Annotated in this window: 24 protein-coding genes; 20 read left to right on the forward strand and 4 right to left on the reverse strand. The window is 54.4% G+C overall.

Annotation, left to right across the window (positions count from 1 at the left end; translation table 11 throughout):
• The first annotated feature begins 62 nt into the window (after nt 1-62).
• Nucleotides 63-1,631: a sigma 54-interacting transcriptional regulator gene (locus tag EYC87_RS01350; RefSeq protein WP_279251270.1), complete on the forward strand. Its 1,569-nt coding sequence runs from the start codon at nt 63-65 to the stop codon at nt 1,629-1,631.
• A 9-nt stretch (nt 1,632-1,640) separates the two neighbouring features.
• Nucleotides 1,641-3,047, forward strand: a complete 1,407-nt coding sequence (locus EYC87_RS01355) for a serine/threonine-protein kinase (protein ID WP_279251271.1) — start codon at nt 1,641-1,643, stop codon at nt 3,045-3,047.
• A 3-nt stretch (nt 3,048-3,050) separates the two neighbouring features.
• Here the strand turns inward: EYC87_RS01355 and EYC87_RS01360 are convergent, their stop codons facing one another.
• Both EYC87_RS01360 and EYC87_RS01365 read right to left on the reverse strand, forming a co-directional pair.
• A complete protein-coding gene (locus EYC87_RS01360; protein ID WP_279251272.1) occupies nt 3,051-3,716 on the reverse strand; it encodes a lysoplasmalogenase in 666 nt (221 codons plus the stop codon).
• Complete coding sequence (locus EYC87_RS01365; RefSeq protein ID WP_279251273.1) at nt 3,706-4,602, reverse strand: ketopantoate reductase family protein; 897 nt, start codon at nt 4,600-4,602, stop codon at nt 3,706-3,708. Before EYC87_RS01365 ends, EYC87_RS01360 begins: the two co-directional genes overlap by 11 nt.
• A gap of 89 nt (nt 4,603-4,691) precedes the next feature.
• Between EYC87_RS01365 and EYC87_RS01370 the strand changes: the two genes are divergently transcribed.
• Nucleotides 4,692-5,174 carry a YajQ family cyclic di-GMP-binding protein gene (locus tag EYC87_RS01370; RefSeq protein ID WP_279251274.1) on the forward strand — a complete coding sequence of 161 codons (483 nt, stop codon included), beginning with the start codon at nt 4,692-4,694 and terminating at the stop codon, nt 5,172-5,174.
• Here EYC87_RS01370 and EYC87_RS01375 read toward each other — a convergent pair.
• Nucleotides 5,171-6,046: a choline/ethanolamine kinase family protein gene (locus EYC87_RS01375; RefSeq protein ID WP_279251275.1), complete on the reverse strand. Its 876-nt coding sequence runs from the start codon at nt 6,044-6,046 to the stop codon at nt 5,171-5,173. The genes EYC87_RS01370 and EYC87_RS01375 overlap by 4 nt on opposite strands.
• Complete coding sequence (locus EYC87_RS01380) at nt 6,043-6,297, reverse strand: YkoF family thiamine/hydroxymethylpyrimidine-binding protein (protein WP_279251276.1); 255 nt, start codon at nt 6,295-6,297, stop codon at nt 6,043-6,045. Before EYC87_RS01380 ends, EYC87_RS01375 begins: the two co-directional genes overlap by 4 nt.
• Nucleotides 6,298-6,470: 173 nt before the next feature.
• Between EYC87_RS01380 and EYC87_RS01385 the strand changes: the two genes are divergently transcribed.
• From EYC87_RS01385 to EYC87_RS01465, 17 genes are all read left to right on the forward strand, one after another.
• Nucleotides 6,471-7,613 (forward strand): GGDEF domain-containing protein, encoded by a 1,143-nt coding sequence (locus EYC87_RS01385; RefSeq protein WP_279251277.1) that lies wholly within the window; start codon nt 6,471-6,473, stop codon nt 7,611-7,613.
• A gap of 9 nt (nt 7,614-7,622) precedes the next feature.
• Nucleotides 7,623-8,258, forward strand: coding sequence for a carbonate dehydratase (gene can, locus EYC87_RS01390; protein WP_279251278.1), 636 nt, complete (start codon nt 7,623-7,625; stop codon nt 8,256-8,258).
• 146 nt (nt 8,259-8,404) lie between these two features.
• Entirely contained in the window at nt 8,405-9,115 is a 711-nt protein-coding gene (trmH, locus tag EYC87_RS01395) for a tRNA (guanosine(18)-2'-O)-methyltransferase TrmH (RefSeq protein ID WP_279251279.1), read from the forward strand.
• Nucleotides 9,108-9,290, forward strand: a complete 183-nt coding sequence (locus tag EYC87_RS01400) for a hypothetical protein (RefSeq protein ID WP_279251280.1) — start codon at nt 9,108-9,110, stop codon at nt 9,288-9,290. Before trmH ends, EYC87_RS01400 begins: the two co-directional genes overlap by 8 nt.
• A 233-nt stretch (nt 9,291-9,523) precedes the next feature.
• Nucleotides 9,524-10,471: a type II secretion system protein GspC gene (gene gspC, locus EYC87_RS01405; RefSeq protein WP_279251281.1), complete on the forward strand. Its 948-nt coding sequence runs from the start codon at nt 9,524-9,526 to the stop codon at nt 10,469-10,471.
• Nucleotides 10,472-10,510: 39 nt separating this feature from the next.
• Entirely contained in the window at nt 10,511-12,544 is a 2,034-nt protein-coding gene (gspD, locus tag EYC87_RS01410) for a type II secretion system secretin GspD (RefSeq protein WP_279251282.1), read from the forward strand.
• Nucleotides 12,544-14,061: a type II secretion system ATPase GspE gene (gene gspE / locus EYC87_RS01415; RefSeq protein WP_279251283.1), complete on the forward strand. Its 1,518-nt coding sequence runs from the start codon at nt 12,544-12,546 to the stop codon at nt 14,059-14,061. The genes gspD and gspE overlap by 1 nt, the downstream gene beginning before the upstream one ends.
• Nucleotides 14,062-14,076: 15 nt before the next feature.
• The gene (gene gspF / locus EYC87_RS01420) at nt 14,077-15,297 is read left to right on the forward strand and encodes a type II secretion system inner membrane protein GspF (RefSeq protein ID WP_279251284.1); all 1,221 of its coding nucleotides are present in this window, start codon (nt 14,077-14,079) and stop codon (nt 15,295-15,297) included.
• A 4-nt stretch (nt 15,298-15,301) separates the two neighbouring features.
• Nucleotides 15,302-15,736 carry a type II secretion system major pseudopilin GspG gene (gene gspG / locus EYC87_RS01425; protein WP_007227265.1) on the forward strand — a complete coding sequence of 145 codons (435 nt, stop codon included), beginning with the start codon at nt 15,302-15,304 and terminating at the stop codon, nt 15,734-15,736.
• Nucleotides 15,737-15,741: 5 nt separating this feature from the next.
• On the forward strand, nt 15,742-16,308 hold the full coding sequence (locus EYC87_RS01430; RefSeq protein WP_279251285.1) for a GspH/FimT family pseudopilin: 567 nt from the start codon (nt 15,742-15,744) through the stop codon (nt 16,306-16,308).
• A complete protein-coding gene (gene gspI, locus EYC87_RS01435) occupies nt 16,305-16,727 on the forward strand; it encodes a type II secretion system minor pseudopilin GspI (RefSeq protein ID WP_279251286.1) in 423 nt (140 codons plus the stop codon). The genes EYC87_RS01430 and gspI overlap by 4 nt, the downstream gene beginning before the upstream one ends.
• Nucleotides 16,720-17,376, forward strand: coding sequence for a type II secretion system minor pseudopilin GspJ (gene gspJ / locus EYC87_RS01440; protein WP_279251287.1), 657 nt, complete (start codon nt 16,720-16,722; stop codon nt 17,374-17,376). The genes gspI and gspJ overlap by 8 nt, the downstream gene beginning before the upstream one ends.
• Nucleotides 17,357-18,430 (forward strand): type II secretion system minor pseudopilin GspK, encoded by a 1,074-nt coding sequence (gene gspK / locus EYC87_RS01445; RefSeq protein WP_279251288.1) that lies wholly within the window; start codon nt 17,357-17,359, stop codon nt 18,428-18,430. Before gspJ ends, gspK begins: the two co-directional genes overlap by 20 nt.
• Complete coding sequence (gene gspL / locus EYC87_RS01450) at nt 18,412-19,611, forward strand: type II secretion system protein GspL (RefSeq protein WP_279251289.1); 1,200 nt, start codon at nt 18,412-18,414, stop codon at nt 19,609-19,611. The genes gspK and gspL overlap by 19 nt, the downstream gene beginning before the upstream one ends.
• Nucleotides 19,608-20,078 (forward strand): type II secretion system protein GspM, encoded by a 471-nt coding sequence (gene gspM, locus EYC87_RS01455; RefSeq protein ID WP_279251290.1) that lies wholly within the window; start codon nt 19,608-19,610, stop codon nt 20,076-20,078. Before gspL ends, gspM begins: the two co-directional genes overlap by 4 nt.
• The gene (gene gspN, locus EYC87_RS01460) at nt 20,075-20,824 is read left to right on the forward strand and encodes a type II secretion system protein N (protein ID WP_279251291.1); all 750 of its coding nucleotides are present in this window, start codon (nt 20,075-20,077) and stop codon (nt 20,822-20,824) included. Before gspM ends, gspN begins: the two co-directional genes overlap by 4 nt.
• Nucleotides 20,825-20,915: 91 nt before the next feature.
• A complete protein-coding gene (locus EYC87_RS01465) occupies nt 20,916-21,095 on the forward strand; it encodes a rubredoxin (protein ID WP_007227242.1) in 180 nt (59 codons plus the stop codon).
• Nucleotides 21,096-21,132 lie beyond the last annotated feature (37 nt).

Genomic DNA, 21,132 nt, shown 5'->3' on the forward strand with positions numbered 1-21,132 from the left:
CCGGTAGCTGCTAAGCTCAGGGAAGGACAGCTCATAAAGCGGCCCAGGTCGCTGCCAAGCCCATGCCTGACGACTACAGCGAAATGACGCTGCCGACGTTGCGTGATGCCATCGCTGAGTCGGTTGCGTCTCCTGGTCTGCAGTGCACGATAATCTTTCATCCCTGCGTGGAACGCATCGGGCAATCTGCGTTGCTGAGCTGCGCGCAAAAAGAGCATATCCTCGGTCGTCAGGCCCCGTTATTTTGCGCAAACTCTGGTACCAAGCCCTTACCGTTGGAAGATCCGTACATCAGTCGGCATGCGCTGGCAGTCACTGTCGAGGATGATGGAATCACCCTGTGCCGCTCTGCTGCTGCCAGCCGCTGTCGGGTTGCGGGGGAGGAGCTACTACAGGCTGAACTTTTTATAGGCAATGCGCGGCTTGCGGCAGGCGTGCCATTGGCTTTGTCGCATACGGTGGTGCTTATGCTGCGCCGAACATCTGTCCTTAAGTCGCCTGGCCCTGCTGCGCTTGATAGATCGCTGCTGGGAAGCAGTGCTGTTATGGATCGATTGCGAGAGGAGGTCATGCGCGCCGCCTACAGCGATTCGGATGTCCTGATAATGGGTGAAACCGGCGTGGGTAAAGAACTGGTTGCTCAAGCCATCCACTGCAATAGTCGTCGGTCCGACGAACCGTTGGTGAGTGTCAACATGGCAGCGGTTCCAGCCGGGCTTGCCAGCGCTGTATTGTTTGGCAATACCAAAGGCGCGTTCACCGGTGCAGACAAGGCCCGCGCCGGATACTTTCAGGAAGCCCAGGGAGGAAGTCTGTTTCTGGACGAAGTCGGGGATACACCTGAAGAGGTTCAGCCGCTGTTACTTCGCGCGCTACAGCAACGCGAGATACAGGTTGTTGGCGGCAGTGCGCGCAAGGTAGATGTGCGTGTGATTTCCGCTACAGATGCTGAAATTGATGGAGCGTCGTGTAATTTTAAGTCAGCACTGCGGCACAGGCTGGCCGCGATTGAACTACGGTTACCGGCGTTAGCGGAGCATTCAGAAGACATTGGTGAGCTTCTCATGCACTTCCTTTCCAGGGCATGCGAGCGCGAGGGGCGCAAGGACTTGCTGCCTGCTGCCCACAGTGGCGCTCATTGCTTGGCCCGATGGGCTGACTTGTTTCACCGCTTCAGCTGTTATCACTGGCCGGGCAATATCAGGCAGTTGGAAAATTTCGCCGGACAAGTGGTGGTTGCCAGCGATACTCAATTGCGTATCCCTGCACCCATAATTGCAGAAATCGATGTGAAAAAATCAGCGGTTGGGGCCTTTGGCGAGAAGGGCCCCAGGGTTTCAGCTAAACCGCGCAAGCCAATGGACATCACGGAAGTAGATTTTGTGAAAGCCATGGAGCACAGCCTGTTTGAAGTTGCGGCGGTAGCTGATGAACTGGGTGTCAGTCGTCAGTCAATCTACCGTCGAATTGATGCGTCAGCCAGATTCCGACGGGCTTCGGAAATTCCCATGCAGGATATTCAAACAACACTGGCCAGTTGCGGTGGCAGTCTGGGGAAGGCGGCGTTCAATCTGGAGGTTTCCGCTTCCGCGCTGCGCCAGCGACTGCGCTCCTTGGGGACTCCCGCATGATCAATTTCCGTGTCTGATAATAGTATCGGGCCTTACCATATTGTGCGCCTGATAAAAAGCGGCGGTCAGGGTCAGGTTTACCTCGGTTATGATGGCCGTCTGCAACGTCAGGTGGCTATTAAAATTCATCAGTTGCCGGAGTTACGGGCGGCGCGCAAGCAAGCGCTTGCCGAGGCTCGTAAGGCTTCTCGAATTAACTGTCCCCGCGTTGTACAGGTCTACGATTTAATAGAATCCAGCGATCACCTGGCGATTGTGATGGAGTATGTTCCTGGCTGTGACCTGGAAGAATTACTCAGGCGATGCCGCCTTGAAGTGGCCAGTGCTCTGACGGTTGCCACTGATATCGCGGTGGCGCTTGCTTCTGCGCGTCAGCAGAAAGTCGTTCATGGAGACCTCACTGCAGCCAACGTGCTGGTGAATCGACAGGGCCGGGTAAAGTTGACGGACTTTGGTATTGCTCGTGCGGTGGATGACTCAGGCTTGCCACTTGCAGGTAGCTATAGCGCTTTGACGCCAGAACATCTGCAGGGCGGGCCACTGGATGTGCGCACCGACCTGTTTGCTCTGGGTTGCCTGTTGTTTCGGATGCTAACCGGCGAACAGGCATTTTTCCGGGATGGCCGCTTGGACACACAACTGTTGCTCGCGGAGCACAGGCCGGTATTAACAACCCGCCTCGTCCTTGAGGCAGGTGTTCCCCCTGAGTTAGATGCGCTGGTCAGCCACCTGTTGCAGAAGAGTCCGGTGAATCGGCCCGACAATACCCATACTGTTCGACGCGAGTTACGCAAAGCTCAGCAACAGTTGCCGCTGGCTCAGTGTGATAGTTTGCAGCGACAAGCCAGGCCCTACTTTCGCCAGGAGTCTCCAGAAGACATTCCTTTGGAGATTCCTGTGCAACTGAGGGAGCGGGGTAAGTCTGCTCTTAAGGGCTCCTGGCCTAGAAGCACCGGCAAATGGTTAAAAGCTTTGCGTCCGTCCACTCGGATTGCAATGGGCGCCAGTGCTCTCGTTGCGCTGGTAATCGTGACTGTGTTGGCGATGCAGGTTTATCCAACCCGGGTCCATTTTGAAGCACCGGCCTTGAGTCTGGGGCACCACAGGGAAATACCTAAACCCATTGACCAGCAGTGGCTAATGGACAAAGTGGTTAGCGCGGCTGAAGCGGAACTTGGTTCTATGCAGGTGAGTGGAGCGGTTCGTCCCAGGGCTTATTATGCAGAGCTTGCTGCTGCTGAGCCGGAGCTCGTTCTTAGCGTCAGTCTGCGCTGTAGCGAGGCACTTTGCCTGTATTCGATTTCAGGTGCGCGAGGCGAGGAGTTTGACTATCGCCAGGTCGCCATCGCGCCAAACCTCCCTGAGGAGGTTTGGGCCGGTCTCATCGTCCAGAGCACGCGCTCGTTGCTCGAGTGATTTTTAAAGTTGCCATGCAACGCTGGCGGCGAGAAGCATCTGAGAGCCAAAATAAAGCGGTGTACCCCAAAGACCATTCATTCGGTCAGCGCTGACAAATTGGCGCCTGGCGACAGCCAGATCAGAAAAAGCAAAGCCCCAGGCGCCACACAAAATCAGCAGCGACCCTGCGTTCCCCCAGGTGCCACCTGCGAATACCAGCATAGCGGCGATAACAATGATATAGGCGGGAACCGCCGCTCGCATAAGTCCCTGTAAATACGGTCTCAACCAAAATAAAACCAGCACGATCAGGGCCAGTGCCGGTAGACAGGCGATCGCTATAGCCATGGTGTTCAAAGGCAGTTGGGTAAATGCGACGGCATAAAGCAGATGACCACAGAGGAATGCAACAAGCCCTGCTAGAAAGGCAGCTTCCGCTTCAAACATCAGCAACACATCTCCAGCGGCGCAAAGTACCAGTCCGAAGAGCAGCCACTGTCCGTAGTTCGACTGGGGCGCGTCGAGTAAGACCGCTAGCCAGATAAACGCAGACGCTGCCAGCGGTTTGAGGGCGAATCGGCCTCCCTTGAAATCCTGAAAATCGCTGGCTACCAAGCCGCTCACGCTAAGCAGTGAGAGCAGCAGGACGGGGGCAAGGGTAGCAAGAGATGTGGGTTCAGAGGCCAAGAGCGAGTACCTTGTTAAATACGTTTTTGTTGTGCGGGAGGTCCAGGCTATATTTCTGAGCCGTTCGCAGCAGATAACCTGTGATGAAGTCAATTTCTGTGCTGCGTCCTGCTGCCACGTCTTGCAGCATCGAGGACCGATTATTAGCTGTTCCCGCAATAACAGCCGCCACGTCTTCGTGCAGCGTGGCTGCAGTAGTATCAAACCCTGCTGCAAGGCTGACCTCAGCAATTTCATCACAAAGGTTGCCAACTTCCTGTTTGAGTTGTTTGCGCCTGGCCAGCTCTCCATTAAGGCATTGGTGAATGGCAGTCAGCGGGTTTATTGCGCAATTAATAGCCATCTTGTGCCATAGGGCGGTGGTAATGTCGTCATCCCACTGGCAGTCCAGAGATGTTTTCCTCCAATCTTCATGCCAGCTGGGCAGAGGTAAGCCTTCGGCACTGCCAATACGCGTAATGCCGCGTCCCGCGTGGCGTATGTGCAGAGTGTCGAGCCGGTAAGCGCCCTCGGTACTGGTGGCATAGTAGATTGGGTTATCGGGCATAAAGGCCTTAACTGCAGCGGCATAGCCCATACCGTTGGTGGCAAACAGGATGGACGCCTGCTTGCCAATGCGTGGGGCAATGCTTTTCACCGCGTCTACCGCGTCCTGTGCCTTGGTGGTTATTAACAGATGGTTGATCTCGCCGGTGGACGCGGCATGGTCAAGTTGCACCGTCAGCTCATTGCTAGAGTTTTCCGAATCTACTGTGAGTGAGCTGGAACTCGCCTCTGGCCGGTGGCGCAGAAGCAGAGTGACGCGGCAGCCAGCCTCAACCAGCTGCGAAGCGAATAGGCAGCCCATGGCGCCCGCGCCCAGTATGTGCCAGTGATTGCTGTTCAAAATGCTGACCTGAATCCTTGCGTTGTAAATTGGCCGTGGGCCATTACCATAGGAGTTCCTGAAAGTGCTTACAGTTGAGGAATTGCACTATGCCATCATTTGATGTGGTTTCGGAAGTAGACCTGCACCAGTTGACCAATGCAGTAGACCAGGCGGGTCGTATTATTGCCAATCGCTTTGATTTCAAGGGCGTTGACGCGAGCTTTGAGCGAGATGAGCGCCTGGTGTTGATGACCGCGGAGGCCGAGTTTCAGGTTGCCCAAATGGAAGATATGTTGCGCAGCGCGCTTATCAAGTGTGACATTGACCCAGGAGCAATGGATTGTGGTGAGCCGATTACCACCGGCAAACAGGTTAAGCAATCTGTGCAATTGCGTCACGGTCTGGACAGTGATCAGTGTCGATCAGTGATCAAGAAAATCAAGGAAGCAAAATTGAAAGTGCAAGCCCAGGTGCAGGGTGAGCAGGTTCGCGTGACAGGTAAAAAACGCGATGATCTGCAGCAGGTAATGGCTATTTTGAGAGAGGGTGACTTGGGGTCGCCATTGCAGTTCAATAATTTTCGCGATTAAGCCAGCTTGTCTTCAACTCGCGGCAATCGAGCCTCCAGTACAGCGGGCGCGAGCTCCGTCGTTGCTTGTTCAAGATGCCAAAGTAACTCTATATAGCGATAAATCGTCGCAAATAAGTGAAGTTGGCCAGTCTCCTTCTGGTCGGGTTTTCGCTGCAGGTAATAAAACAAGAATCGTTCAATTTGCCCCTTATCGTATTGCTGCCCCTCGCATGCAACTGCCAGGTCGAACCAGGGACTGCCCATGGCAACATACTCCCAGTCGAGGGCAAACAGTTTCCCTTTACTGACGATCAGGTTGGCCGGCAGCAGATCGTTGTGGCACAGCGAAGCAGGGTTGTTATTGATTTCGCTTCGGTTCAACCGCTTAGCAATCGCCCTGCGGATGGCCTCGGGCGGCAATGGCTTTGCGGTGCGTCCAAGTTGATTCTCGTATTGCTTGATTCTGTTGCCAAGGTCCAGCTTGAGGTGTCTTGCCGGCAGATGGTGAATACCGCGGCAAAGCTGCGCCAGGTCGGCAGGCGTTGGCACTTGCTTGGCATCCGCGGTGAAATAGGCGCACACCATAGCGCCAAGCTCCGGGTTGAAATAGCAGGGCGTCGGTGCCAGTGCGACATTACCGGCTGACTGTTGGGCGAGATATTCCACATTTCTGTTGATCCCGTGTCGAGCAGGGTTTACACCATCAATGCGCACTACATAGTGCCGACTGGCCGAGCTAACCAGGAAGTTATGGTTGCTGAGACCTCCACTCAATGGGCGATCCAGATGAGGCGCTGCTTGCAGCGGCGGCTCGCAGCGCCAGTGCTGCCATTGGGCCAGGGTCTGCTCGAGTTTCAGTTTTACAGCCGCATAGCTATCGAGGGGTTTCACTCGGAAATTTCTAGCTCACCGGGGATAAACTTGCATACCAGTACCTGTTTGCCGAAGCGTTCTGTACTGGCTCGGAGGCATTGGTCGACGAGTTCAATGACAGTAGCCCAATCACCGCAAACCTGAGTGCTCATAGCGTTGGAGACCAGTGTCACTCCAGATTTTTTGGCAGCATCTTCAATAAACGTTCTGATGATGGGAATGTAATTTTCCTGCAGCGGGTACAGGCTCATTTCAGCGGTTAATTTCACGCGAGTAATCTCCCTGGAGGGTGTTGTTCCCACCGACGCTTTAGCGCCAGCCGGGTGAACGGATAACAGTTAACGGTTGCGGCGTTGCATACAGATTGTAGGAAGCATACACTGGAAAGCATATAAAATTTCCTCCGGAAAAGGATTATTCTGGCTGATAAGCGAGATTGACGATGGCGGAAGAAAAAAGTTACAGCGGCGTGCAACGCGAGGAGATCGAGGGTGCACCACCAGCTGCGTGCGACGCGGAGTTGCTCGAACTTCGTCTCGCAGAACGTATTAGCGTCAATCGCTACCTGTATCAACAAACCCAGCAATTGGAACGCATGCTGCTGGACGCTAAAGACCTGCAATGCCTGCTGGAAGTTTTGCTGGTCAGTTTTCCCAGGCACTTTTCCTTTCGCGCTGCCGAACTCTGGCTGTATGACCCTGAAGATGTACTCGCTGGCCTGATTGTTGGTGGCGAGCGCTATGGTCACTACCTGCAACTGCAGCAAGATGCATTCGAGATTCAGGAGCTCTATTCCCTCGAGCCGGGAATTGAAATTATCGACGTTACGGACTCCAGGATGTTCGAGGTACTCAAGTCCGAGCATGGCATTGATTATGTTCTGTTACTGCCACTGATAGAGTCCGGTCGCCTGATCGGCAGTTTGCATCTGGGTTTACAGGAAGACAGTCTGGCTTTCGGAGACGCGGAAAGCGACCTGCTCGCCCACCTGGCTATGATGATTTCGCGCTGCTTTGCCATGTCGGTGACGCATCAGCAGATATCCCTGCTGACGATGCTGGATCCCCTGACCCAAATCAGCAACCTGCGTGGATTTGAGCGCGATATCGCTCGCGAAATCGCCCGGGCACGACGGGCGGATCAGCCTGTAACGGTGCTGATGATCGATATTGATGAGTACGAAGACTTGCACGAACATTACGGTGAGGTGCGAGGTCATTTTGTGCTGAAAAAAGTGGCCGAGCGCATTTCCTCAACTTTGAGAGCTACGGACATGATGGCGCGTCTCTCTCGTTCACGCATGGCTGTTTTGATCCCCGGAATTGGTGAATCCGTGGGAAGCGACATTGCCGAGCGTATGCGCCGTGACATTGAGGAGTTCGCGATTGACGATGGCCGTGGCGCCGTATTACAGGTTACTGTCAGCTTAGGCAGGGTAACCTGGGACCCCAAAGCTTACCCAGCGGTGGATATGGTCCAGTTGGCCAAACAAATGGAGGCAGCCGGGCGAAAAGCACTTGACGATGCACACGTCAAAGGCGGTAATCGACACGTACTTTCACGACTTGCCACCCTACTGGTATAAGGATGCACCTTGGCGAAAAAACTGGAAAATCTTTTTGAGAAAAACCGCGCCTGGGCGGACTCGGTAAAAACAGACGACCCTCAGTTCTTTGAAAAGCTCGCTGCTCAGCAACACCCAGAGTATTTATGGATAGGCTGCTCCGACAGCAGGGTACCTGCAAACCAAATTGTAGGCCTGCTGCCTGGCGAAGTATTCGTTCATCGGAATGTGGCTAATATTGTCGTGCACACTGACTTCAATTGCCTCACGGTGTTGCAGTATGCCGTAGAGGTGCTGAAAGTGAAGCACGTTATTGTGGTCGGGCATTTTGGCTGCGGCGGTATAAAGGCTGCCTATGAAAGTGCTGACAATGGGCTTGCCGACAACTGGTTGCGTCATATCAAGGACGTACAGTTTCGTTATCAGGATGAGCTGGATGCCATCAGCGACAAGGAAGAACGCCTTGCCAGACTGTGTGAATTAAACGTTCAGACTCAGGTCGCCAACGTCTGTCATACGACGATTGCTCAGGGGGCATGGGCCAGGGGGCAGGAATTGTCGGTACATGGCTGGGTCTACAGCCTCCGCGACGGCCTGCTCCAAGACCTGGATTGCTCGGTCAGCAGCTCTGCGCAAATAGCCGAGGCGTACCGCGTTATCAGCTAACCGGTATTAATCGCCCGTGGCTATGATGGCTGCGGATAAAGAGGCGATTCAGTGAACTATGCCCATCTACTGTCTCCCGGCGCCATCGATAGAGAGCGCCATTTGCTGTCCCCGTGTTGTCGCCAGCAGAATCTCAGGAGCGGCACTTGACCCCGAAACGAATTGCCCGCTTGCGTGAGGTCTTGAATCGGCGACAGCCAGATCTCACGGTGGTTACTGATTTTGTTCACAAGCAGCGTAATCTTTCTGCCATCGTTCGCAATTGTGATGCAGTGGGAATACAGCGTATGCACGCAGTGATTGGGACAGAAGACTACAAGACATTTCGCGGTACCGCGATGGGTTCGCACCATTGGGTAGATGTTGACACGCACCAAAATCCAGCGGCGGTCTTGGATGCTTTAAAAGCAAGTGGTTACCAGTTGGTTGCCGCCCACTTTGATGAGCAGGCCACTGATTATCGGCTAGTCGATTACACCCTGCCCACCGGGATTTTGCTGGGCGCTGAGCGTCGCGGTGTCAGTGCGATAGCGCTTGAGCGGGTGGATCGCTGTATTACGATTCCCATGGTGGGTATGGTGGAGTCGTACAATGTGTCGGTGGCGGCAGGCATTATTTTGGCGGAAGCTCAGCGTCAGAGAGAGGCGGCGGGCATGTATGCGCAATGCAGGCTTGAAGCGTCCAGCTGGGAACGACTGTTTTTCGAGTGGGGCCATCCCCGGGTGCGGGATTTTTGCAGGGAGCGTGGTTTGAGTTATCCTCCGTTAGATGCAGAAGGTGAGATCGATAACCCTTCTGGTTGGTATGCCGATGTGCGTGAAGGAAGGGCGCCGATGGAGGACAAAAACAATGACTAACCTGTTTCTACTGTTGCTGGCAATTTTTGGTGGTATTGCTGTGTTATCGTTGGTGTTGCAGCGGTTTGCCAGTCCGATGGAGCCAGACAAAGTCAATCGGATCAGTCGCTGGATATATCCATTGGTGGGTCTGGCACTGGTGCTGGCGACCGCCAGATATTTGTTGCAGGGCTAACGGGCGAAAATCTTCAGGTTTGGCTAATTTTTGCGGGAAAATTTCGCAGCTCACCGCGGTTTTAACTTTGACCGCTGACCCCTATAATCAACCCTACACCTTAATTCCGGGCATTGGCTCGGTCAGTTTATTTCCTCTAACCAAGTGAGTGCCAATTGCCAGCTCAGTGGCTTAATAGTTCCAGCGATTTCGGGACGCGATTAAACAACTCGCTGGAGTCCATTGCACGTTTCGTGACCGAGCCGGCCATCGCTCGCCGCCTGCGGCAGTTGATTATGCTGCTGTTGTGCCTGTGGTTGGCATTATCTGTGGTTAAACTATTCTGGACGCTGTATCCCTCGGCGGATGTCACTCCACTTGAAACCCTGGATGTGGTTAACCCGGTAAGCCAGATTCCTACAGGTGCTGCGCCTGCGCCTGTGGACATTGCGCAGTTGCAATCCCGACACCTGTTTGGCGAGGTCAGTGCAGATGCTCCGGCAGCGCCTGTTTTAGAAGAGTTAACAGCAGTCCAGGAGTCTCGAGACGGTATTGAAAAGGGCGCCCGGGAAACGCGATTACAATTGGTTTTGCGCGGTGTTATGGCGTCAACACAAGACGGTTTGGGCCACGCCATTATCGAGTTCAAAAAAAAGCAGGCTGTCTATGCCGTTGAAGATGAGTTGCCGGTGGGTAGTAAAGTCGTCTTAGCCAAAGTGATGCGGCGCCAGGTGGTGCTTGATAATGGTGGTACCTATGAGTTGCTGACCTTGTCGGAGGAAAATGAGCTGGACACCTTGATTCAGCCTTCGCCAAAGGACCGGGTCGCGGTCAACCGCGGAGCCCCCGCTGTTGTCGACAAGCGCAAGGATCGGGGAGCTGCCCAGTTGGCCCAGGAATATCGGGATCGCCTTTATCAGAATCCACAGTCTCTGGCGGAGGTTGTTTCGGTGAATGCGGTGCGTCAGAACGGAGATTTGCTGGGTTATCGTATTTCACCGGGAAAAGACAGGGCGCAGTTTTCTCAATTGGGGTTTAAATCCGGGGACTTGGTGACCGGCGTCAATGGAATCGACCTCAATGATCCTGCCAATACCATGCGGCTATACCAGACCATGCGTACCGCCAGTGAGGCGGTATTTGACCTTCAGCGCGGAGAAGAATCGGTTTCTCTGAGCGTCAGCCTGCAGTCGAGCCAATAGAACGTGATTAAAGCAAACACAAAGATAGGACGACCATACGTGAACTCAACCCTGCGCCGGATTCGCTTTGCACTTCTTGCCCTGCTGCTCAGCCTGGCTTTGCCTTCGGGTCATCTGCTGGCACAGGATTTTACGGTCAACCTGAAAGAGACAGATATTCAGGAACTGATCAAATTCGTCGCAGAAGTCACAGGCACCACAATCGTGGTGGACCCGGCGGTGAAGGGCAAGGTCAAAGTGGTGTCCAGCAAGCCGGTCTCCAAGGATGAACTGTACGATTTGTTCCTCTCCATTCTGGAAGTGCATGGCTACACTGCTGTGCGCTCGGGCGGAGTGGTGCGGGTAATTCAGAGTAAGGATGCGCGTTCATCACCCGTTTCAGTGGCCGATGACGGCCCTCGCGGTAGCGATGAGTATATGACTCAGGTTATCAGGCTGGATAATATTTCAGCGGCCAAGTTGATTCCCGTGTTGCGCCCACTGGTGCCGCAGCAGGCGCATATGGCAGCTTATGCACCCAGTAACGCCATTATCATTTCTGACGTATCTGCCAATATTGATCGCATAAAAGACATTATCCAGCGTATGGACCGTTCAGCGGTGCAAAAAACTGACATTATCAAGTTGCGCTATGCCGTAGCAGACGATGTCGTAGCCATGCTCGACAAGCTGAATAAGTCCGAGGCCAAGCAGAGTGGCGGCGCAGAGCCTGAAGTACTGCTTGTCGCAGACAGCCGCACCAATAGCGTGCTGGTCAGTGGCGATGAGATGGAGCGGGCGCGCATGAGCCAGCTGATCAAGCACCTGGATACCCCCCTTGAGCAAAGCGGCAATGTCCGGGTGGTTTACCTTGAATACGCGGATGCTAAAGAGATCGCCGAGGTACTGACCCGGGTAATGCAGAATATCAATAGCCTGGAAAACGCCGATGGCAAGGCGCAGCGCAGCAACGCCAAGACGGCGACAATTGAAGCTGATGAAGGCACTAATTCCCTGATAATTACTGCCGAAACAGACGAAATGGCAGCCATTGAGTCAGTGATTCACCGCCTCGACATTCGACGAGCGCAGGTACTGGTAGAAGCCATTATCGTGGAAATGACATTTAGCGAGGGCCAGGACCTTGGGCTGCAGTGGTTGTTTGCTAATACTGATAGTGGCTTTTACGGCAGTAATATCAATTCACCCAGCCAGGCGCAGCAGCTTGCAGGGGCGCTTAATCCCGACAATGGCGATGAAGCCACTCCGTCTAATGACATTGAATTTGATGTAGGTGCGCTTGCCGGTGCCCTGGCTAGTACGCCGGGGCTCTCGCTGGGCTGGGGCTCGGTTGATGATGACCTCACCATGACGGTCATCCTCAATGCGCTGAAGACGCAGGGCAATGCCAATATTCTCTCAACGCCAAGTCTGCTGACACTGGACAACCAGGAAGCCTTTATCACCGTTGGCCAGAACGTGCCGTTTATTACTGGCTCTTATACCAACTCGGGAAGTTCTGATGGCGCCTCCAACCCATTTCAAACAATTGAGCGGCAAAATGTTGGTATTACCCTTGCAGTGACGCCCCATATCAATGAGGGAGACTCGGTAGTCCTTGAAATTGAGCAGGAAGTGTCTAACGTCATTATCGGTGCTTCGCAGATATCAGAAGCAGCGGACATTATTACCAGCGAGAGAAAAATTCAAACCAAGGTTCTGGCTCAGGACAGCAAGGTCGTGGTGCTGGGAGGCTTGATTGAGGACAATGTGCAGGACGGTCAGCAAAAAGTTCCGATTCTGGGCGATATCCCCTTTCTTGGCCGGCTTTTCCGCACTGACAGTGTTGATGTCAGCAAGACCAACCTGCTTATTTTCATTCGCCCGACGATTATTCGTGACAACGCGCAACTAGACGGCGCCACGGCTGACAAGTATCGCTATATACGCGATCAACAACTGTTGCGTCGCGAGCAGGGCCTGATGTTCCTCGATGACGGCAATCTGCCGGTATTGCCTGAATGGGAAGAGCAGATTCAGCAATTGGAGGAGATCAAGGAGGCGTCCAGCATTGCGGAACCTGAGGCCAAGTAATGTCTGAGCCAGATATTGCAAAGGAACCGGTATCTCTGTCGCAGTCGCCGGGTCACCGCAGCCTGCCGTTCAACTTTGCCCAGCAGCAGGGTGTATTGCTGGTAGACAGCAGCGATGGTCCTCATGTGCTCACTCACGGACAACCCGCTGTGCAGGTGTTAACCGAATTGCGACGTTTCCTGGGTGAGTCTTATACCACCGAGTGCGTGGATAGCGATGAATTTCAGCGCCGTCTGACAGTGGCTTACCAGCGAGACAATAATGAGGCCGTGCAAATGGCAGAGGACATCGGCGCTGATGTCGACCTGTCGCGGCTGGCCGATGAGATTCCCGAGTCTGGCGACCTGATGGACGCGGCGGACGATGCGCCGATTATTCGTCTGATTAACGCGATACTGTCCCAGGCCGTGCGCGAGGAAGCTTCGGACGTGCATATCGAAACATTCGAGGACCGCCTTAGCGTGCGCTATCGTATCGACGGTGTGCTGGCCGAGGTGTTGTCTCCCAAGCGCGCTCTGGCGCCCCTGCTGGTTTCCCGGCTGAAGGTGATGGCCAAGCTCGATATCGCTGAAAAACGAGTGCCCCAGGACGGACGTATTTCCGTACGTATCGCTGGCCACGCGGTGGATATCCGTATGTCGACCATTCCTTCGGCACATGGTGAACGTGTGGTGCTGCGGCTGTTGGACACTTCCGCTGGGCAGTTGAAACTGGAACAGCTCAACATGAACGAGCAAGTGCTGGAGGCATACCGTCGTCACCTGCACAGTCCCCATGGAATTATATTGGTGACGGGTCCTACTGGCTCGGGCAAGACCACAACGCTTTATGCCGGACTTAGTCACATCAACGAAAGCTCTCGAAATATCATGACCATTGAGGACCCGGTGGAATACATGCTGCCCGGCGTGGGCCAAACCCAGGTCAATACCAAAGTAGACATGACCTTTGCCCGGGGATTGCGCGCTATATTACGCCAGGACCCTGACGTGGTGATGGTTGGCGAGATACGTGATCTGGAGACGGGTGAAGTCGCTGTTCAGGCCTCGCTCACCGGTCACCTGGTTTTGTCTACCCTGCACACCAACACAGCCATTGGCGCAATCACCCGGCTTAAAGATATGGGTATTGAACCGTTCCTGGTGTGCTCCAGTTTGTTGGCGGTGATGTCCCAGCGTCTCGTCCGTCTACTCTGTACCGCATGCCGCGAGGCTGCACCTGCAACCAAAGCGGAGCGCGAAGTGCTTGCGCTGGAAACCGAGAAGGAAGTGCAGTTGTTCCACCCCCGTGGTTGCGACAAGTGTAATTACACGGGATATCGTGGCCGTACTGGTATTTATGAAATGATTGAGGTGGATGACAAGCTGCGGGGCATGATCTACGAAAACGCCAGCGAGCAGGAAATGCTGGCGCACGCGCGTCAGGCTTACCCCTCCATGCAAGCGGACGGACGCAGACGCATTCTGACGGGCGAAACCAGTTTAGCGGAGGTCATGCGAGTGACCTCGGTGGCTTGAGGCCGTTAAAACACTATGACTGCCTATCGTTATCGTGCGCTCAACACTGACGGAAAACTCACCAAGGGTTTCCTTGAAGGAGACTCTGAGCGCCAGGTAAGGGGACAGCTTCGCGCCCGTAGTCTGCGACCGGTCGAAGTGATAGAAGCCAATCGACCGGCAGCCAGTAACTCTGGATGGAGCCTGCAGTTTTTCCAGCCGCGGATTTCTGCTGGAGACCTGGCCATGCTGACTCGCCAGCTTTCAACTCTGGTGTTGTCCAGTTTGCCGTTGGATGAAGCGCTGCAGGCTGCGGCTCAGCAGAGCCGTAGTTCGAGGATCAAGGGGATGCTACTGCAGGTTCGCTCGCGGGTTTCAGAGGGTTATACCCTCGCCTATGCGATGGCCGAATTTCCGCTGGTCTTCAATGAAATGTACCGTGCTATGGTTGCCGCGGGAGAACATTCCGGACACCTGGGTCCGGTTCTGGAGCAGTTGGCTGACTATACGGAACAGCGTCAGTACACCAGCCAGAAATTGAAGATGGCAATGATTTACCCCTTCATCCTGGTCGGTGTGGCCATCGCTGTGGTGGTAGCGTTAATGATTTTTGTGGTCCCCGAGCTGATTGGTATATTCGCTCACTCCAGTCGGGAATTGCCCTTGCTGACCAGAGCGCTAATTGTCTCCAGCGATTTTTTTCGCGAATGGGGCATTTGGTTGTTGCTGGGTATCATTGTATTGGTGGTTTTGGCGCGGCAGCTGTTACGCAGTGAGTCCAGGCGTCGCCGGTGGCATCAATTACAATTAAAAATCCCGGGCTGGACACGATTGGTCACGGCCATCGATACTGCCCGCTTTGCCTCCACGCTGAGTATTCTTATGGCCAGTGGTGTACCTCTGCTTGATGCATTGCGCATTGCGGGGCAGGTACTGACCAATCTGGTGTTGCGCGAGGACAGCAAGGCGGTAGCAGAACTAGTGCAAGAGGGCAGTAGTCTCAACAGGGCACTGCAGCAAAGCGGTCGTTTTCCGCCGATGATGGTGCATATGGTAGCCAGCGGAGAGGCCAGCGGTGAGTTGGAAACCATGCTGGCTCGCTCTGCAGATAACCAGGAGCGGGAACTGGAAATGACTCTTGGAACGATGATGGCCTTGTTTGAGCCGTTGATGGTGGTAGTCATGGGTGGAATGGTTTTGATGATTGTGCTCGCCATTCTGCTGCCGATTTTTGATTTGAATACTATGGTGAAGTAACGATATGAAAGCGTTAAGAAACGGTGGATTTTCGCTGGTCGAAATCCTGGTGGTTCTGGTGATTATGGGGCTCCTGATCAGTGTGGTCGCACCTACGGTACTTAATCGGGCTGACGAGGCGCGAGTACAGAAGGTTTATGCAGACTTTAAGGCAATTGAAACGTCACTGAAGATTTATCGATTGGACAACTACGTTTACCCCACTACGGAACAGGGTCTGGAAGCTCTGGTAGAGGCCAGTTCTCTGGACCCGGAGCCACGCAACTTCAAAAAAGGCGGCTACCTGTCCGAACTGCCCCTGGATCCTTGGGGGCGCCCATATTTGTATTTGAGTCCCGGTGAAAACGGGGAGGTCGATATCTACAGCCTGGGCGCCGATGGCTTATCCGGCGGAGAGGACCAGAACGCCGACATCGGCAACTGGAAATCTGAGGACTGATCATCGTGAAAAGTCTCCGGCAGTGCGGCTTCAGTCTGCTGGAACTGTTGGTGACTCTGTTCGTTGTGGTACTGGTAACATCGCTGGTGACCTTGAATGTTGGATCAGGTGACCGGGACGTTTTAGCCCGCGCGAGCATCGAGGGTTTAGCGAAGAGCGCTAATTATGCGCTGGATGAAGCCCAGTTTTCGGGGATGAACTACGGTTTGCTGCTGCAGATGGAAGATGAGGCTGGCCAGTGGCGTTACCATTATGATTGGCTGGAACGGACTCCGACCGGATGGCAAGCCCCGACTGCCGGCAAAGATGTGTTTTCTCCCGGTGATTTACCCTCAGGCATTGAGTTGGAGTTGGAACTCGATGGTGTTGTTCAGGAGCGGGAAACGCTGGTGATCACTACCCAGAATCCTCAGCCCCAAATTATTCTCTATGCCAGCGGCGAGACCCTGCCTGGCGCCCTCGATATGCGTGCCAGCGATAATGGCGAGCTGCTATGGCGCATCGAGTGGAATTTGCTGGGAGACTTCAGGGCTTTGCAAGGCGGTGAACCCACCGAAGAAGGTTTCCAATGACCGGTCTGCACAGGAAACATGGCTTCACCCTGGTAGAGGTGATGGTTGCTCTGGCCGTTGTTGCCCTCGCGCTGCCGGCATTGATGTTTGCGTTACAGCAGCAGGTGGATGCAACTGGCTATTTGCGCGATAAGTCGATTGCACACAATGTTGCGGCCAATAAATTAACAGAGGTTCGGATTCTGGCGTTTGCCCGCGGTGATTTGTTGAAAGGCAAGGAATCCGGTGTCGTTACTATGGGTGAACGCGAGTGGTACTGGTGGATGGAGAGCAAGCTGACGGAAGTGCCTCTGTTTTACCGTTTGCAAATCGACGTGGCGCTGGACGAAGAAGATGTTAATGCGCCGCTGCATAGTCTGGTGGCGTTCCTGCCAGCAGATCTTGAAACCGATATTGAAGTAGCGCCGGGCAATGAATAGATCAGCCAGCAACGGCGGCTTCACGCTGGTGGAAGTACTGATCGCGCTGGCGATTACTGCCTTCGTGTCGGCGATAGCCTATACCAGCCTCAGCACTGTAATAAGCGGTGTAGAGAGTAGTCAGGCTACGGCGGAGCGCGTGTATCAGCTCAACCGCGCCTGGATGATGATCTCCCGGGATCTGGAGCAGTTTGTCGCCCGTCCCGTCCGTGATGAGTTCGGCGAACTGGAGCCTGCTCTTCAGGGCGGGATCGCTGCGCGCTTCCCGCTGAGTTTTACCCGGGGAGGCTGGCACAATCCGGTGGGCCATGCCCGATCTGAATTGCAGCGAGTCAACTACCGGGTTGAGGAAGAAACCCTGTGGCGCGATAGCTACCCTGTGCTAGACCGTGCGGGAGAAACGAAAACGCAGGCAGTCGCTTTATTAGAAGGAGTACAAGAGCTGCGGGTGCTGTTTCTGGGTGGCCCAGGGAGCGTGGACACAGTGGGCAGTAGCTCTGAGCTCGATAGTCGAAGTTGGCCAGAAAATTGGGTGCTTGATACCAGCCAGCCGGGCGCTGCTCTCAATCCACCGTTGGCTGTGGAGTTAACATTACAATTGAGTGACTGGGGCGAAATGAGGCGGATCTATGCGTTACCGCCACTCTAGCTTGCCATCTAATGAGCGCGGTGCTGCACTGGTAATGGCGCTGTTGATCTTTGCGCTGAGTGCAGCATTGATCGTGGCGATGAAAAGTGATTTTGAGCGCGTCTACCAGCGCGGTGCCAATGTGTTTCTTGCAGAGCAGTCCCGCGCGTATCTGCGTGGAGCCGAAGGCCTGGCAAGCCTGGCGTTGCTGGCTGACTATGACGTAGACAAAAAGGCAGATCAGGCAAAAGACAGCCTGGATGAAATCTGGGCCAGAGAGGAAGTGCCTTATCCACTGGATGAAGGGGGTTGGCTGTCGGGAAAACTGGAAGATTTACAGGGCCGCTTCAATCTTAACCACCTGGCAGAGCGCGCTGAGACCGGGCAGGGTGATAATCGCCTTACCGCCGCTCAGGCCCAATTTGTTCGCTTGCTCATGGCGGTCACGCAGGAGCAACTGGCGGAAGGTGAAGCTATAGCGATTACTCAGTCGATCGGCGATTGGCTGGATACCGATGCACAGCCTCGGCTGCAAGGTGCTGAGGACGATTACTATGCGGGGATGACACCGCCTTATCGCGCGTCTAATCGGCCTATGCTAAGTGTGACAGAGCTGCGTGCGGTAAAAGGCCTGAGCCCGGAATTATTCCAGTTGCTGGAGCCTTGGGTGACCGTTTGGCCCCAGCAGCCGGGTGTTATGAATATTCATACAGCGCCGGCAATGGTATTACGCTCCATCGGCGCAGATGATAGCCTCAGGCCTCTGAGTGAGGCTGAAGGTTTGGCTTTGGAAAGTTACCGCTGTCAGTCCGGGTTTGCTGACCTGGAGGATTTTCTGAATCAGCCATCATTGGCCAGTAACAAAGACAATATGCCCAAGATGCGTGACCTTTTGGGCGAACAAAGCGAATATTTCCAGCTGCGTGCAAGAGTGGAAGTTGCCGGCAGGAACCAGCGCTTGTACAGTGTGCTGCAGCGAAAAAATCGTCAGGTTAGCGTTCTTTCCAGAACCACCGACGGCAAAATTTTTATACCTGGATCCGAGAGAGAAGAGACTTGCGAGAGATCGCCATAATTCGTTCGATTGAGGGACGGCTTGCCTGGTATCCGCCCGGATCCAGTGACGGCCCCCAATGGCTTGACCAGGAGTCTGGCCAGGCGAGTCTGCGAGGTATTATTGCTCAACGCAAATTAATGCCTGTATTTGCAGTGCCTGGCGAGGATACGCGGCTACTGCGTTTGCAAATTGCCGCTGAAGAACGCCGTCATCTGGCCACTTCCCTGCCCTTTATGCTGGAGGAGGAGTTAAGCCAGGATATCGATGAGGTGCATTTCGCGACCTGTGCGCTGGACAGGCTGGATTTTGCTGTCGCGGTCTGCAGCAAAGAGAACATGAATGCTTATCAGTCCTCATTAGCATCTTACCCCGGCGTGACTCAATGGTTACCTGAGCCTTTGCTGCTTCCCTGGCAGGAAGATGAATGGTGTCTGGTGTTGGAGGGTGACCGAGCTATCGTGCGAACAGGTGCTTGTGAAGGTTTTTCGGTAGAGCGGGAAATGTTGTCGCTGATGCTGCATGCGCTAACCCTAGAGGGCGCGGCTCCAACCGCAATTATTATGTATGGTCAGGACCAGGAGGCCGATGCTGCCTTGGTCGATGAGACTTTGCGCGACAGGGTTCAGTGGCGTCAGGGTGATTTGTATGCCGCTATGCTAATTGCAGAGTCACCAGACCCCGCCCTGAATTTGCGCCAGGGCGAATGGGCCGTGCGCCTGCCGCTGGCGCGCTGGTGGCAGCACTGGCGCGCTGCAGCTGTTTTGTTCGGTGTTGCGGTTCTGGTTCATCTGTTCGCAACCTGGTCGGACTATCGACACCTGAAGCAGGAGAACCTGGCACTGCGCGGTGCTGTGCAATCGAGTTATCGACAGGCGTTTCCCAAGGGCGCGGTAGTGGATGCTGAAAAGCAGCTGCGCAGGCAACTGCAAACCATGACCGGCTCCTCCGAAGCCAGTGGATTCGTCAGCCTGATGGCACGGGTGGGTGAAGTCGTTGCGACGGCGGATGGCAGCATCGTTAGCATTAATTACAACGATAAGTCGGGGGAGATGCGGCTTAATCTGCTGGCCGCAGACTATGAGGCTGTTGAACGCATTCGCACCGGAATAGCCGAGAGAGGCCTGCAGGCGACGCTGGAAAACAGTAGCGCTCAAGGTGAGCGGGTTCGCGCCAGAATGCGCGTAGGAGACCGTTCATGAAACAATGGTTTATGGGACTCACCCAACGCGAGCAGTTGAGCCTGTTCATTATGGGTTTGGCCGTTGCGCTTTACCTGGCGTTCGTTATTTTTATCGCGCCCTTGTCGCAGGCTCGCGATCGTATGGTTGTGCAGAATCGCGGTGTAGCGGAATCGCTACAGCGAGTGGAAGTGCTGGTGTCGCAAATATTGTACTTACGTGAGACTGGCAACGGCAGTTCCACCAATCTAAACCTGACCAGCCTTGTTAACCGGTCGACCTCAAGCTATCAGCTGCAGGTAAATCGACTGCAACCCAATAGTCGCGGAGAGCTGCAGGTTCGCCTGGAAAACGCGGTATTTGATGATCTTATTGCCTGGCTGTACCAGGTTGAATACAAAGAGGGCCTGCGAGTGCTGGAAACCTCTATCACTCCGGCTGGAACTGTTGGCAGGGTTAATGCCACCGTAAGACTGGCCCAGCGATGAGCCGGTCGAAGCTCATTCCCAGCTTACTGCTGGGCCTGTTTTTTTTGCTAATTCTATTGGCCAGCGCGCCCGCCCGCCTTTTGTTGGCTATAGTGCCGTCGGAGCAGCTCATTCTTCAGGGACTCAGCGGTAGCTTATGGGAGGGCACGGCAAGTCGCGTGCTGGTGAAGAGTGGCAGCGGGTGGCTTCATCTTGGAGCCAGCAGTTGGAGTCTCAGCCCCCTATCGCTCGTGGTCCTCGCCCCCCGCGTTGAAATTAGTAGTCATTGGGGGCGTCAAACCCTCAATGCTGTGGCAACTCTGCACTCGCGCAACGACATCGAATTTAGCGATGTTGACCTGTTGCTTGATGCTGCCCTGTTGCAGCATTATCTTCCGGTCGGACTAGTGGGAGATATCGCCATGCAGTTTGAGGAAATCACTATTCGCAACCAATACCCTGAGAGCGCTACAGGGCGAATCGTCTGGCAGAATGGTGGTTGGATGTCACCCCAGGGAAGTCGCCAGTTGGGGAGTTATGCGGTCGATGTTCAACCCTTGGCCAGCGGTGGTCTCGCCGGAGAGGTCATCAGCCTTGCCGGAGATCTTCAGGCCAATGGTCCGATTATACTGGATCAGGAAAATTACAGCGTCGACGTACAGTTATCGGGATCTGGGCTTGATGACCCACAACTGCGACAGGCATTGCAGTTATTAGCGATTCCTGAGGGTGATACTTATCGGGTCAGACTCAAGGGCAGCCTTTAGTCGCTGGTTCAGTAGATCAGGCGGAGCAAGGTCGCAGCGATAGGCTGTCCTGTCTTATAATTCAGCAATTCAACAACTATGGAATAAATGAATGAGTAACGATGATTTCAAGAAATACGAGTGTGTAATTTGCGGCTTCATCTATGATGAAGCCGAGGGCTTGCCTGCTGATGGTATTGCTCCCGGCACACGCTGGGAAGATGTCCCTGAGGATTGGGAATGTCCCGACTGTGGTATCTCCAAGTCTGATTTCGATCTCTACGAAGAGTAAAACCCTCGGGGGCGAACGCCGCTTCGCCCTCTGTTCT

Origin of the sequence: Candidatus Seongchinamella marina (genome assembly GCF_026262685.1) — a bacterium.
Classification (GTDB): Bacteria; Pseudomonadota; Gammaproteobacteria; order Pseudomonadales; family Halieaceae; genus Halioglobus; species Halioglobus marinus.

What these genes read in the sequence shown, in the direction of transcription:
- EYC87_RS01350 (WP_279251270.1), top strand. Translation starts at nt 63, where the DNA reads ATGCCTGACGACTACAGCGAAATGACGCTGCCGACGTTGCGTGATGCC.
- EYC87_RS01370 (WP_279251274.1), top strand. Translation starts at nt 4,692, where the DNA reads ATGCCATCATTTGATGTGGTTTCGGAAGTAGACCTGCACCAGTTGACC.
- EYC87_RS01385 (WP_279251277.1), top strand. Translation starts at nt 6,471, where the DNA reads ATGGCGGAAGAAAAAAGTTACAGCGGCGTGCAACGCGAGGAGATCGAG.
- EYC87_RS01400 (WP_279251280.1), top strand. Translation starts at nt 9,108, where the DNA reads ATGACTAACCTGTTTCTACTGTTGCTGGCAATTTTTGGTGGTATTGCT.
- gspE (WP_279251283.1), top strand. Translation starts at nt 12,544, where the DNA reads ATGTCTGAGCCAGATATTGCAAAGGAACCGGTATCTCTGTCGCAGTCG.
- gspF (WP_279251284.1), top strand. Translation starts at nt 14,077, where the DNA reads ATGACTGCCTATCGTTATCGTGCGCTCAACACTGACGGAAAACTCACC.
- gspG (WP_007227265.1), top strand. Translation starts at nt 15,302, where the DNA reads ATGAAAGCGTTAAGAAACGGTGGATTTTCGCTGGTCGAAATCCTGGTG.
- gspI (WP_279251286.1), top strand. Translation starts at nt 16,305, where the DNA reads ATGACCGGTCTGCACAGGAAACATGGCTTCACCCTGGTAGAGGTGATG.
- gspJ (WP_279251287.1), top strand. Translation starts at nt 16,720, where the DNA reads ATGAATAGATCAGCCAGCAACGGCGGCTTCACGCTGGTGGAAGTACTG.
- gspK (WP_279251288.1), top strand. Translation starts at nt 17,357, where the DNA reads ATGCGTTACCGCCACTCTAGCTTGCCATCTAATGAGCGCGGTGCTGCA.
- gspM (WP_279251290.1), top strand. Translation starts at nt 19,608, where the DNA reads ATGAAACAATGGTTTATGGGACTCACCCAACGCGAGCAGTTGAGCCTG.
- gspN (WP_279251291.1), top strand. Translation starts at nt 20,075, where the DNA reads ATGAGCCGGTCGAAGCTCATTCCCAGCTTACTGCTGGGCCTGTTTTTT.
- EYC87_RS01465 (WP_007227242.1), top strand. Translation starts at nt 20,916, where the DNA reads ATGAGTAACGATGATTTCAAGAAATACGAGTGTGTAATTTGCGGCTTC.